General features: G+C 74.8%; 11 protein-coding genes. 5 read left to right on the forward strand and 6 right to left on the reverse strand.

The genetic code is table 11. From position 1 onward, the window contains the following. Positions 1-29: 29 nt before the first annotated feature. Both ACH4LD_RS12365 and ACH4LD_RS12370 read right to left on the reverse strand, forming a co-directional pair. Positions 30-1559, reverse strand: coding sequence for a hypothetical protein (locus ACH4LD_RS12365; protein ID WP_132786633.1), 1530 nt, complete (start codon positions 1557-1559; stop codon positions 30-32). Positions 1560-1687: 128 nt separating this feature from the next. Beyond that, entirely contained in the window at positions 1688-2389 is a 702-nt protein-coding gene (locus tag ACH4LD_RS12370; RefSeq protein ID WP_398055934.1) for a GntR family transcriptional regulator, read from the reverse strand. Positions 2390-2516: 127 nt separating this feature from the next. On the opposite strand from ACH4LD_RS12370, the gene ACH4LD_RS12375 reads away from it, so the two are divergent. The 5 genes from ACH4LD_RS12375 (at position 2517) to ACH4LD_RS12395 (ending at position 7247) form a co-directional block, all read left to right on the forward strand. After that, entirely contained in the window at positions 2517-3842 is a 1326-nt protein-coding gene (locus ACH4LD_RS12375) for an MFS transporter (protein ID WP_398055933.1), read from the forward strand. A gap of 5 nt (positions 3843-3847) precedes the next feature. Next, positions 3848-4678, forward strand: a complete 831-nt coding sequence (locus ACH4LD_RS12380) for a putative hydro-lyase (protein WP_398055971.1) — start codon at positions 3848-3850, stop codon at positions 4676-4678. Between the two features lie 70 nt (positions 4679-4748). Beyond that, positions 4749-5507, forward strand: coding sequence for a LamB/YcsF family protein (locus ACH4LD_RS12385; RefSeq protein WP_398055932.1), 759 nt, complete (start codon positions 4749-4751; stop codon positions 5505-5507). Then, the gene (locus tag ACH4LD_RS12390) at positions 5504-6121 is read left to right on the forward strand and encodes an allophanate hydrolase subunit 1 (RefSeq protein WP_398055931.1); all 618 of its coding nucleotides are present in this window, start codon (positions 5504-5506) and stop codon (positions 6119-6121) included. The genes ACH4LD_RS12385 and ACH4LD_RS12390 overlap by 4 nt, the downstream gene beginning before the upstream one ends. A 256-nt stretch (positions 6122-6377) precedes the next feature. Then, positions 6378-7247 (forward strand): biotin-dependent carboxyltransferase family protein, encoded by an 870-nt coding sequence (locus tag ACH4LD_RS12395; RefSeq protein ID WP_398055930.1) that lies wholly within the window; start codon positions 6378-6380, stop codon positions 7245-7247. A 391-nt stretch (positions 7248-7638) separates the two neighbouring features. On the opposite strand, the gene ACH4LD_RS12400 is transcribed toward ACH4LD_RS12395, so the two are convergent. The 4 genes from ACH4LD_RS12400 to ACH4LD_RS12415 form a co-directional block, all read right to left on the reverse strand. Then, positions 7639-8592, reverse strand: coding sequence for an SGNH/GDSL hydrolase family protein (locus tag ACH4LD_RS12400; RefSeq protein ID WP_398055969.1), 954 nt, complete (start codon positions 8590-8592; stop codon positions 7639-7641). A 266-nt stretch (positions 8593-8858) separates the two neighbouring features. Further along, on the reverse strand, positions 8859-10034 hold the full coding sequence (locus tag ACH4LD_RS12405) for a glycosyltransferase (protein ID WP_398055929.1): 1176 nt from the start codon (positions 10032-10034) through the stop codon (positions 8859-8861). Next, positions 10031-11158 carry a glycosyltransferase family 4 protein gene (locus ACH4LD_RS12410; RefSeq protein ID WP_398055928.1) on the reverse strand — a complete coding sequence of 376 codons (1128 nt, stop codon included), beginning with the start codon at positions 11156-11158 and terminating at the stop codon, positions 10031-10033. Before ACH4LD_RS12410 ends, ACH4LD_RS12405 begins: the two co-directional genes overlap by 4 nt. 369 nt (positions 11159-11527) lie before the next feature. Continuing rightward, the gene (locus tag ACH4LD_RS12415; protein WP_398055927.1) at positions 11528-12946 is read right to left on the reverse strand and encodes a HEAT repeat domain-containing protein; all 1419 of its coding nucleotides are present in this window, start codon (positions 12944-12946) and stop codon (positions 11528-11530) included. Positions 12947-13124 lie beyond the last annotated feature (178 nt).

Below are 13124 nucleotides of genomic sequence, written 5' to 3' on the forward strand. Positions count from 1 at the left end.
CTTGTCGTGCTCTTGTCCACTGATGCCGCTCATGCTGCTTCCGTCCGGTCCGCGGCCATCCCGGCCGCGTCGAGCAGGGCGGTCCCCACGATCAGGTCCGCCCCGCCGAACTCGGGATCGTCCAGTTCGGTCCCGTCGTCCACGGCGAACAGCAGCTTCTCCTCGCCCTGCCGGTAGGCGGTGCCGACGGGCGGGCTGGCCGCGTGGACCGCCAGCAGCGCCACCAGGTAGGCGAGGTCGGGGTCCCCGGTCCGCCGGGCCTCGGCCAGCAGCCCGGACAGTCGCCTCGGGGCGTCCGCCGGCAGGTCCAGCAGCTCCCTCGCCACGGCCAGCTGCTCCTCGCTGAAGCGGCTGTCGTCCGGCGTCGCGATCAGATCGGGCTCGGGCATCTCCGCGCCCAGGTGCTCCCGCTCCACGGGCGGGGTCAGCAGGATGTCCACGAGGTCCCCGACCCGGACGGACACCGGCGTGCGCAGTCCCGTGCCGCGCGCGAAGAAGGCGTCGGTGACCCGGGTCGCCTGCTCCAGCGGCAGGGGCAGCACGGGGGCGACGAGATGGCCGTAGAGGTCTATCCCGGACGTCGCCGCCGGTGTGGCGAAGGCCTGCCGGTCCTGTTCGGCGCGGAACAGCGGTCCCGCTTCCAGCAGGCGCGACTGGAGCTGGGTGTGGCGCCGGATGCAGTCCTTGACGATGTCGACGAGTTCGGCGGCGCGGCGCTTGTGCTCGGGGTCCTCGGTCTCGTCGCGGGCCTTGCGGATGTTGGTGAGGATCGCGTTCTCGTGGCGGTAGCGCTCGGCCACGTGGTCCAGGGCCTCGGCGATCATGTCGGGGACGGCGTTGAGCCAGTCGACCGCGCGGACGTTGCGCCGGGTGGCCTCCAGGGCCCGGCGCAGCGTCTCGGAGTACTGGACCGTGCGGTAGCGGGCCTGCTCGGCGGCGAGCTGGGCGTCGGCCAGCCGGCCGCGGCTGATCAGCACCTCCAGCTTGACCTCGGCGGCGATCTGGGCGCTGGTGACGTCCGTGTCGAGGGCGCCGACCAGGACGTTGACCGCCTCGTCCGTCGTCCGCAGGTACACCGTGCCGCCGGGGCCGGGGACCTCCTCGATCAGCTTGAAGTCGTAGTCACGGCGGACGTAGGTGCCGTCCGGCGCGAAGGTGCCGTAGACCGCGCGGAAGCCCCGGTCCACGCTGCCGACGTTGATCAGGTTCTCCAGCACCCAACGGGCCACGCGCTCGTGTTCGGCGGCGGGCCGGCCCGGCGCCTGGGCGGCGATGCGCGGGACGAGCCGGGCCACGATCTGCTCGTGGTCGGCGCCGGTGTCGAAGTCCATGTTCAGCGTGACCAGGTCGATGGCTGCCAGCGCCACCTCGGCCATCCCGTACACCGAGTACTCACCGGCCAGGTTGGCCTTGCGCGCGTCCAGGTCGTGCAGCGGCGCGGTGCAGGCGAGCGCGCGCAGCCGACGCGCCAGCCCCTCGTCGGCGGCCGGGCCCGGAGCCGGGCGCGGCCCCGCGCTGAGCTGGGGCGGAACACGGTCCGTCGATGCAGGCGAAGTCACGGTGCACAGACTAGGTCCTGGGTCTGACATCGACCCAAACGAGAGGCTCCGCCGGTTCGGCCGGCACGGCTGCGGGGGCGTCGTCCGGGCGCGGACCGTGCGGGGCCGGTCGCGCGGGTCCCCACGCCCTACGGGGCGCCTTCCTCGCCGACCCTGCGCCGGTACACCTCCACGACCCGTTCCAGCGAGTCCGCGAGGTAGGTCTCCAGCAGCCGTTCGGCGTCGCGCCGGTCGCCGGCCTGGAGCGCCTGGAGGATCCGGCCGTTGCGGGCGAGGTACGGCTCGTGCAGCCGCCGCGGGTCGTCCACGACGTGGAAGGCGAGGCGCAGCTCGGCGAAGACGCTGCGCATCAGCTCGTCGGTGCGTTCGCTGCCGGCCAGGGCGACCAGTTCCCGGTGGAAGTGGATGTTGGCCGTACCCAGCCCTTTCCAGTCATGCTCCGCGGCCGCCGTGTGCCCCTCTTCGACCGCCGAGACCAGCCCGTCCACCCGGTACGGCGGTTCGCCCAGTCCGCGGACGACGGCGCACTCGACGAGGGAGCGCGTGCGGTAGATGTCCTCGACGTCCTCGACGGTCAGGACCCGGACGAACACGCCCCGGTTGAGTTCGTGGATCAGCAGGCGCTCGTGGGTGAGCAGCCGGAACGCCTCGCGCAGGGTGTTGCGGGAGACGCCGAGCGCCCCGCCGATGCTGTCCTCGGACAGCCGGGTGCCGGGCGGGAAGTAGCCCTCGGAGATGCGGCTTCTGAGGATGTCCGAAACGCGCTCCGCGGTGCTCGTGCGACCCAGGAGGACCCGGTCGCCGGCCAGTCCCGTCAGCTCCTCTGCCATGCCCGGAATTCAATCGCAGACACCAGAACGAAACAACACGGGTATTGAAGGATCGTTGAACGATCCTCTACGGTGCTCCGCACGGCTCACTTCCCAGCACCCTCCGTCCCTCTTCTGCGAGGTGCCCATGAGCACGACCCCACCACCCCGGTCCGCGCCCTCCACCGACGTCCGCCGGGGACCGGCCGAACCCACCACCGAGGACGGCGCGTTCGCCTGGCTGCGCGCCCTCGGCCCGCGCGGCCGACGCGCGTTCGCCGGTGCTTTCGGCGGATATGCCCTGGATTCGTACGACTACTTCACCTTGCCGCTGAGCATGGTGGCGCTCTCGGCGTACTTCGGCCTCAGCAGCGGCCAGACCGGCCTGTTCACCACCGTCACCCTGGTGGTCTCGGCGGTCGGCGGGGCCGCCGCCGGCGTGATCGCGGACCGGGTCGGCCGCGTCCGGGCCCTGATGATCACGGTGGTCACGTACGCCGTCTTCACCGTCGCCTGCGGCTTCGCGCCCACCTACGAGACCCTGCTGGTCTTCCGTGCCCTCCAGGGCCTCGGCTTCGGCGGCGAGTGGGCGGTCGGCGCGATCCTGGTCGCCGAGTACGCGAGCGCGCGCCACCGGGGCCGTACGCTCGGCGCGATCCAGAGCTCCTGGGCGGTCGGCTGGGGACTGGCGGCGGTCGTCTACACGCTGGTGTTCTCCTTCGCCGGCGACGACCTGGCCTGGCGGGTGATGTTCTGGACCGGCGCGCTGCCGGCGCTGCTCGTGGTCTGGCTGCGCCGCTCGGTGCACGACGCCCCCACGGCGACCGCGGCCCGTGAACAGGACCCGCGCCGGGGCTCGTTCGCCGCGATCTTCCGGCCGGCCGGCCGGGACGGCGCCCCCGGCCTGCTGCGCACCACGGTCTTCGCGAGCCTCCTCTCCACAGGCGTGCAGGGCGGCTACTACACGCTGGCGACCTGGGTACCGACGTACCTGAAGTCCGACCGCGGTCTGTCGGTCGTCGGCACCGGCGGCTACCTGGCCTTCCTGATCTCCGGCGCCTTTCTCGGCTACCTGACCGGCGGCCACCTCACCGACCGGCTCGGCCGGCGGAACAACATCTGGCTGTTCGCGCTGCTGTCGGCGGTGTGCATCCTGACGTACGCGAACATCCCGCACGGCGCCAACACCCTGCTGCTGGTGCTCGGTTTCCCGCTCGGCTTCTGCATGTCGGCCATCTTCAGCGGCTTCGGCTCCTACTTGAGCGAGCTGTACCCGACGGCGGTGCGCGGCACCGGGCAGGGCTTCACCTACAACACGGGCCGCGCGGTGGGCGCGGTGTTCCCGACGCTGGTGGGCTTCCTGGCGGACAGCTGGGGCGTCGGCGGGGCGCTGGTCTTCGGCGCGATCGGCTACGGCCTGGCCGCGCTGGCGCTGCTCGGGCTGCCGGAGACGCGCGGGAAGGAGCTGGCGTGACGCGGGTGAACCGTACCGAGGACCGCCCCGTCACCACCGTCGACGCGCACGCGCACGCGTGGAGCCCCGAAACCGCGCGGGCCCGCTTCCGCGACGGTCTCGCCGGGCCGACCGCCGGGGTCGCGGCGGGCCACACCCAGGCCAACCTGATCGCGGTGCCCGCCGACTGGGCCTACGACATGCTGCTGTTCTGCCAGCGCAACCCCAAGCCGTGCCCCGTGCTCGACGTCACGGACGCCGGTTCCCCGACGACCGTCCTCGCCGAGGGCGCCGACCTGCGCACCGACCTGCCGCGCTACCGGGTGTGGCAGGACGGCGAGCTGGTGGACGAACCCACGGACGCGCGCGCGTACTGGCGGGACGACCTGGTGTCGTTCCTGCTCGGGTGCAGCTTCACCTTCGAGTGGGCGCTGGCCCGCGCGGGCGTGCCGATCCGGCACGTCGAGCAGGGCAGGAACGTGCCGATGTACGTGACCAGCCGGGCCTGCCGGGAGGCGGGCCGGCTGCGCGGGCCGATGGTGGTCTCCATGCGTCCCGTGCCGCCCGAGCGTCTGGGTGCGGCGATCCGGGAGAGCAGCCTGCTGCCGGCCGTGCACGGGGGTCCCGTGCACTGCGGGGACCCGGCGGCCCTCGGCATCGAGGACCTCGGCCGGCCCGACTTCGGCGACCCGGTGACCGCCGCCGACGGGGACATCCCGGTGTTCTGGGCCTGCGGGGTGACCCCGCAGGCGGCCGTGATGGCCTCCCGGCCGCCGTTCGCGATCACCCACGCGCCGGGCCAGATGTTCCTGACCGACGCACGGGACGAGCAGTACCGGCTGGTCGGCGTCGACTGAGCCCGGCCGCGCCGCAGCCCCTGCCCCGCGCACAAGAAACCTCCACGAGAACCGGAGACGCGAGAACACCATGACCGCGATCGATCTGAACGCCGACCTGGGCGAGGGCTTCGGCCGCTGGCGGCTGACCGACGACGAACAACTCCTGTCCGTCGTCACCAGCGCCAACGTGGCCTGCGGCTTCCACGCCGGGGACGCGGCCACCATGCGCCGGGTGTGCGAACGGGCGGCCGAGCGCGGGGTGACGATCGGCGCGCAGGTCTCCTACCGGGACCTGGCCGGTTTCGGGCGGCGCGCGATGGATGTACCGCCCGCCGAACTGGCGGCCGAAGTGACCTACCAGATCGGCGCCTTGGAGGTGTTCGCGCGGGCGGCGGGGGCGCGCGTGGCGTACGTCAAACCGCACGGCGCGCTCTACAACCGGGTCGTGCACGACGAGGAGCAGGCCCGGGCGGTGATCGAGGGCGTGCGCCTGGCGGACGCCTCACTGCCGGTGCTGGGCCTGCCCGGCTCGCGGTTCCTGGAGCTGGCGGCGGAGGCGGGCCTGCCGGCCGTCACGGAGGCCTTCGCGGACCGCGCGTACACCGACGAGGGCACGCTCGTGCCGCGCGGCCACGAGGGTGCCGTGGTGACCGACCCGGACGCCGTCGTGGAGCGCTCGGTGAGCCTCGCGCGCTCCGGTGCGGTCATCGCGCACTCCGGCGCGCGGATCCAGGTGCGCGCCCGGTCACTGTGCCTGCACGGTGACACACCGGGCGCGGTCGGCCTGGCCCGGCGGGTGCGGGAACGACTGGTGGCGGCGGGCGTGCGGGTGGAGGCGTTCGCGTGAGGGCGCTTCCCGTCGGCGACGACGCGCTGCTCGTCGAGGTGGCCTCCGGGGACGAGGCGCAGGCCCTGCACGCGGAGCTGCTGCGGCGCCGCGCGGAGGGCGCGCTCACCGTGCGCGAGATCGTCCCGGCGGCCCGTACCGTGCTGCTCGACGGGCTGGCCGAGCCGGCCCGCTGGGCGGCGGAACTGACCGGCACGCGGGTGCCGCAGGTCCCTCCTCACGCGAGCGAGCTGATCGAACTGCCCGTGCGGTACGACGGCCCGGACCTGGCGGCGGTCGCCGCGCACTGGCGGGTGCCGGGACGGGAGGTGGCCCGCGTCCACGCCGGCACCGAGTTCACGGTGGCCTTCTGCGGCTTCGCTCCCGGCTTCGGCTATCTCACCGGGCTCCCGGAGCGCTACCACGTCCCGCGCCGCGCCACCCCGCGCACGGCGGTTCCGGCCGGCGCCGTGGCCCTGGCCGGCCCGTACACCGGCGTCTACCCGCGCTCCTCGCCCGGCGGCTGGCAACTGATCGGCACGACGGACACGGTGCTGTGGGACCCGGCACGCGTCCCGGCGGCCCTGCTGGAGCCGGGCACACGCGTACGGTTCGTGCCGGTGGGGGACGCATGAACGGGCGGTGGCGGGCTGTTTCGCAGGGGGTGGGCGCCGGGGAGACCGCCGCACCGGCACGAGTACACGCCCCGGAAACCACCGCACCGGCACGAGTACACCCCCCGGAACCCACCACACCGGATCGGGTACGCGCCCGGAGGACCGCCGCACCGGTAGCTGCGCGCATCCCGAAGACCCGCGTGGCCGGGCGGCAAACGGCAGCCCACGCGCGCGTGTGGCTCGTGCCGACGCGACCCGTGACCTGGGGGGCCCCATGACCGACCGTGCGCTGGTCGTCGTGCGCGCCGGGGCGCTGACCACCGTGCAGGACCGCGGGCGGCCGGGGTACGCGCACCTCGGCGTGCCCCGGTCCGGAGCGCTCGACCCGATCGCCGCGGCACTGGTGAACCGGCTCGTCGGCAATCCACCGGACGCCGCCGTCCTGGAGACCACGCTCAACGGCTGTGCGCTGCGCCCGCGTTCGACGGTGACCGTCGCGGTCGGCGGTGCGCCCTGCCCGGTGTCGGTGGGCGGTCGCCCGGCCGCGTGGGGTGCCCCGGTGGTCGTACCGGCGGGCGAAGTGCTGGAAGTGGGCGCGGCCACGGCCGGGGTGCGCAGCTACGTCTCGGTCGGCGGCGGCGTCGCCGTGGAGCCGGTCCTCGGCAGCCGCGCCACCGACCTGCTGTCCGGCCTCGGTCCGGCGCCGCTCACGGACGGCACGGTCCTGCCCCTGGGCGCCCCGGCCGGCCCTCCCGCGCGCGTGGACGGCGCGCCGCAGCCGCGTCCGCCGGCCGAGCTCGTGCTCCGGGTGACGCCGGGCCCGCGCGACGACTGGTTCACGGCGCGGGCGGTCCGGGATCTCACCACGCGCGCGTACCGGGTCTCCGCGGCGAGCAACCGCATCGGCCTGCGCACCGAGGGGCCCGCGCTGGAGCGGTCCCGGCCCGGTGAACTCCCCAGCGAGGGCATGGTGCTGGGCGCGGTCCAGGTTCCGCCGGACGGACGCCCGGTGGTCTTCCTCGCGGACCATCCGACCACCGGCGGCTACCCGGTGATCGCGGTGGTCCGCGCCGCCGACCTCCCGGCCGCCGCCCAGGCCCTCCCGGGCACCCCGGTCCGGTTCGTACCGGTGCGGCGCCGCTGAGCCTCGACGGCTGAGACACCCCGCGCCCTAGGTCCTGTCGTCAAACTCCCGTCGTCCGCCCGGAGGGCGGGCCGTGCGGCGTCAGGTGCGTGCTCTCGCCGTGCCGGCCACAGGCCCTCGTACTGGGCGTACTCGGGTCTGGGGCCGGTGCGGCGAGAGTGCGTGCATGGCGTCGCGCGGCAGACGGGAGTTTGACGACAGGGCCTAGGCGCCGCCCCGGGCGTGACCGTCCCCGACTGCCGCGCCGCCATCGCCTCGGGCGCGGCCGTCGCCGCTGCCACGACGCCCCGGCGGCGCCGACGGGCAGGGCTGCCGCGCGTTCGTGGTCGCCGGCACCACTGAGTCTCACCAGGGGGACACAGCCCCACCGCCCCGCCCCACCCGCCGAATGTCAGCGGAACGACTCCAGCCCACCTGGACCGGCCGAAACGGCCCCGGCGGAGGCAACCGTCTCCACGGCCCCCGCCGCCGCCAGGCCCACCACCTCGACCTCCCGCTCCGCCGGGACAGCCCCGTCCCTCTCGTCGCCGCGCCACTGAGCCGCCGCCTCCTCGGCGCCGGCCTCCGGAAGCGCCGCCAGGGCTGCCGACACCGCCGCCGATGCGCGGAGGTCCAGGTGGGCGCCGGTGCCCCGCGCGCGGTGGCGCAGTTCGCCGGCGGCCAGGCGCAGCAGCTGAGGCAGCAGGTCGTTGCAGCGGCGGAGCACCCAACCGGTCCCCGCCGTGGCCAGCCACCACAGGCTCGCCGTGCGGGTCGGCGCGGGGAACTCCGGTTCGGGCGTGGGAGGTTCCCCGGTCGCGTGACCCGCCTCGGCGAGCAGGGCGTGGCAGCGGACGGCGAACTGCCGGTGACCGCGCTCGGCGGGGTGCAGCCGGTCCGCGCTCCACAGTCTCCGGTCGCTGATCCAGCCGTCGTCCGCCGCGTGCAGATGGACGGCGCCGTACCGCTCGGACAGCGCGTGGACCACCGCGTTCACCGCCCGTTGCCGGCGGGCCAGCGGACGGGCCAAGGCGTCCGGGAGCCGGAGCATGGCGCCGGGGTCGGGCAGGCAGGCGGTGAGCAGGGTGGCGCCCTGACGGGTGAGGGAGCCGTAGACCTGGTCGAGGTGGGCGGCCACGGCGTGGATGTCGAAGGTGCGGCGCAGCGTGTCGTTGACGCCGACGACCACGGACACCAGGTCGGGGCGCAGCTCCAGGGCGGCCGGCGTCTGCCTCTCCAGCACGTCCCGGGTCTGCGCCCCGCTGACCGCGAGGTTGGTGAACCGCACCCGCTCGCTGTCCTCGGCGAGGGAAGCGGCCAGCAGCGCGGCCCAGCCCCGCCATCCGGCATCGGCCGGGTCGCCCACGCCCTCGGTCAGCGAGTCCCCGAGCGCGACGAAGCGGACGAAGCCGCTCCGCTGTGCCCCGTCATCGGCCGCCGAGCCACCCCCTGCGGCACGGACGGAGCCGCTCCGCCGCATCGCGACCTCAGCTCCGCCACCGGCTCCTCCCCCACGAACGGGACCACCCCCTCCCACGCGAACAGGACCACCCCGCCCCGTCGCGACATCAGCTCCCCCACCAGCCCCTCCCCCACAGACGGAGCCACTCCGCCCCGTGGCGGCATCGGCTCTCATGCCACGCCCTCCGGAACGACGGGCCGGGTATCGGCCTGGCGCAGCACCTCCGTGTCGTGGGCCGCCAGGAATACCTCCACGGCCGTTGCCCAGCCGAAGCACTCCGCACGCGCGCGTGCCGCTTCCCGCCGCTCGGGCTCGGCGCGGTCCAGCAGCAGTTCCACGGCGTCCGCGAAGGCCTCTGCGCCGCCCACCGCGGCTGCCCCCGCCGACCCGATGACCTCGGGCAGCGCGGAGGACGCGCTCGCCACCACGGGCGTGCCGCACGCCATGGCCTCCAGCGCGGCCAGTCCGAAGGTCTCGGCGGGCCCCGGCGCGAGACACACGTCGGCGGACGCCTGGAGCGCGCCGAGGGCCGTCCGGTCGGAGACGTGCCCGAGGAAGGTCACGGGGAGCCCGCGGTCCCGCGCGCGCTGTTCCAGCCGGGCCCGCAGTGGCCCGTCCCCAGCCACCACGAGCACCGCCCGCCGCCCGCGCCGCCGCAGCGCCTCCAGGGCGTCCAGGGCCGTACCCGGACGCTTCTCGACGGACAGCCGGGACGCCATCACGAGCAGCGCCTCGTCCCCGCGCGCGTGGCGGTCACGCAGCCCGGGGTCGCGCAGCGCCGGGTGCCGTTCCGTCAGATCGACACCCAGGGGGGCGCGTACGACGTTCCGCGCGCCGATGCGCACGAACTCGCGCTCGGCGAACTCGGTGGTGCACACCACCCGCGAATAGACGTGCGCGGTCCGGGTGTTGAGGGAGTCGGCGGCGCGCCGCGCCAGGTGCTCGGGCAGGCCCCAGGTGCGCAGAACGCCGTCGGCGGTCTCGTGGGAGACCATCACGGCGGGCACACGCGCGCGCCGGGCCCAACGGCCGGTCCAGCGCAGGGTGGTCCGGTCGGAGACCTCCAGGCGGTCCGGGGCCAGCTCCTCCAGGAGGGCGGCCACGCGCCGCTTGTCGGTGAGGACGCGGTAGCCGCCGGTGCCGGGCAGCGGCGGGCCGGGCAGGGTGATGACCCGGCCCTGTTCGGTGTCGCGGTCGGTGTGCCGTTCGCCGGGCACGATCAGGACGGGTTCGTGGCCCGCGGCCCGGAAACCCCTGCCGAGTTCCCGCAGGGCGGTGCGCAGGCCGCCGGAGGCGGGGGCGACGAAGTTGGCGAGGCGGACGATGCGCAGGGACTGCCCGGTCATGCCGCCACCGCCGTCTTCCGGTCCGCGAGGACGTCGTCGTAGTGGGCGATCAGCTGGTCGCCCACGGCGGCCCAGGTACGGCCCTCGACCGTCGCACGGGCGCTGGCGCCGTACGCGGCGCGCCGCGCGGGGTCGGCGCCCAGGGCGCGGACGGCCTCCTGTACGGCGGCGGCGTCGCGCGGCGGGACCAGCAGGCCGGTACGGCCGTGGTCGACCAGGTCGAGCGGGCCGCCGGCGGCCGGGGCGACGACCGGGACACCGCTGGCCATGGCCTCCTGGACGGTCTGGCAGAACGTCTCGAAGGGACCGGTGTGCACGAACAGGTCCAGTGAGGCGAAGATCCGCGCCAGTTCGTCGCCGGTGCGACGGCCGAGGAAGACGGCGCCGGGCAGGGCCTCGGTCAGATGGGCCTGGCTGGGCCCGTCGCCCACGACCACTACCCGTACGCCGGCCAGCCCGCAGACTCCGGAGAGCAGTTCGACGTGCTTCTCCGGGGCGAGCCGGCCGACGTAGCCGACGATCAGTTCGCCGTCGGGCGCGAGTTCGCGGCGCAGCGCCTCGTCGCGGTGCTGTGGCCGGAAACGTACGGTGTCCACGCCGCGCGGCCAGAGCCGTACCCGCGGTATGCCGTGTTCCTCCAGGTCCGACTGGGCGGCGCTGGAGGGGGCCAGGGTGCGGTCGGCGGCGCCGTGCACGGAGCGGATCCGCCGCCAGGCCGCGGCCTCCCCGGCGCCCATGTAGGTACGGGCGTAGCCGGCCAGGTCGGTCTGGTAGACGGCGACGGCGGGAAGGCCGAGCCGGGCGGCGGCCGCCATGCCGCGGACGCCGAGGACGAAGGGACTGGCCAGGTGGACCACGTCGGGGCGGTGCGCGACGAGGGCGGCGGCGAGGCGCCGGCTGGGGAGGGCGACACGGACCTGGGGGTAGCCGGGGAGCGGGAGGGAGGGGATCCGGACGACCGGGCACGGGGCGTCCGTGTCCGGGCCGCTGCCGGGCGCGGGGGCGGGGGCGACGACGAGCGGGAGGTGACCGCGATCTACGAGGTGCCGGGCGGTCTGGAGCGCGCAGTGGGCCACGCCGTTCACATCGGGGGGAAAGGATTCGGTCACGATGACGACACGCATACGGGTGTTGTCGCCGCGCTGGACGTGCCCGCGTCAACTTCGATCTTTCGGCGCGGGGAACGTCCCATGAGCGTTGGGCTGCACACCCGAGCGGGTCACCCGGTGTTCACCCGGCGGGCGCTCGTCCGCCGGGGCAGATGTACGGGTGGGGGGTGGGCAACCGCACCTCGCAGCCACGCCTCAACCGAGGCTCACGCCCGGTCCCATCAGTTCGGTCCGCACCCACGCCCGGTCCCCAGCGATCCAGTCGAGGCTCACGCCCGGTCCCAGCGGTTCGGTACGCGCCCGCGTCCGGTCCCCAGCGATCCAGCCGAGGCTCACGCCCGGTCCCAGCGGTTCGGTACGCGCCCGCGTCCGGTCCCCAGCGGTTCAGCCGAGGGCCGCGTCCGGGCCGAAGCGGCTGCGTACCGCGGTCTGCACCTCGTCCTCCTCGGCCGGATCGGCGGCCAGGCGGCGCAGGCGTTCCACGACCCGGGCGTCGCCGGTCTCGGCGTGCCGGGCGGCCAGTTCACGGGTGGTCTCCTCGCAGTCCCACAGGCATTCGACGGCGAAGCCGGTGGCGAAGGAGGGGTCGGTCGCGGCCAGCGCGCGGGCGGCGCGGCCGCGGAGATGGGAGGAGGCCGTCTCCCTGTAGACATGGCGCAGGACGGGGGCGGCGCAGACGATGCCGAGGCGTCCGGCACCGTCGACGAGCGTCCACAGGGTCGGCGCGTCCGGCCCCTCGCCGCGCACGGCCTCGCGGAGGGCGCCGAGGACGAGGTCGCGGTCCTGTGCGCCGCCGCGGCAGGCGAGCATGCGTCCGGCGGCTTCCCCGAGCGCGTCGGGGCGCTGGGCCCAACCGCGCGCCCGGTCGACGGCGGCGACGCTGCGCATCCGTTCGAAGGCGTCCACGGCGGCCTCCACGACGGGTGCCGTCCCGTCCACGACGGCTGCCTCGATCAGGTCGAGGGCGTCACGGTCGTTGCTGTCGGCGAGGTACCGCAGCGCGGTGCAGCGGGCTCCGTCGGTGCCGGTCCGGGCCGCCTGGAGGATCTCGGGCCGGTCCTCGGGGCCGGCCACGGCGACCAGGCAGCGGGCGGCGGGCACATGGAGGGCGGCGCCGCGCTCCATGCCCTGCTGGGCCCACTCGAAGACGGCGCGGACGCTCCAGCCGGGGCGGGGGCCGGTGGGCCGCATCTGCCGCTGCCAGCGGTCGAAACAGCCGGTCTCCTGGGCGGCACGCACCCGTGTGGCGATCGACGCGCGCGGATCCTCGGCCCACAGCCGCCAGGGCCGCGGTTCGAAGGCGTCACGCACGGCGGCGGCCAGCTCGGCCTCACCCTCGGGATCGGTGGCGAAGCGGGCCAGGACGGGGGCGGCGAGGGCGCGCAGGCCGGCGTCGTCGTCCCTGAGGGCCAGCTCGTCCAGGGCCCACGCCCAGTTGGAGCCGTGTGCGGCGTACCTGCGCAGCAGCTCCAGGGCGTCCCGCCTGCCGTAGGAGGCGAGGTGACCGAGGACGGCCAGGGCCAGGCCGGTGCGGGACTCGTCGGTGTCGACGACGTCCTCGGGGTCGAAGAGGTGTGCCTCCACGGCGTCCAGCTCGCCGTTCAGGTCGAGGTAGAGCCGGGCGTAGTAAAGGGAGCGGTTCTCCACCTGCCAGTCGTGGCGGGGGTCGCGCAGCACGCAGTGGTTCAGGGCCGCGAGCGCTTCGGCGCGCGGGGCCGTGAGCGCGTGCAGCGTGCCGTCACCACGGCCGCGCTGGAGCAGGCCGAGCAGCGTACCGCTGGGCGCTATGACCGGATCGAACATGGGAAACAGCCTCACATCAAGCGTCGACGCAACCGGGGAACACGCATTACCTGGCCGCGTGACACAACGTCGGAGCGCCCGCCGTCTCTTGCTTGCTGTAGACCATCTCTCTCTGCCTCTCGTCGGTGGCCCATGCGGACCGCATCACGGCCCGCGCGGTGCGGCAACACCTGCCCAG

Origin of the sequence: Streptomyces sp. NPDC017676, from assembly GCF_044329325.1 — a bacterium.
In the GTDB taxonomy this organism is placed as follows: domain Bacteria; phylum Actinomycetota; class Actinomycetes; order Streptomycetales; family Streptomycetaceae; genus Streptomyces.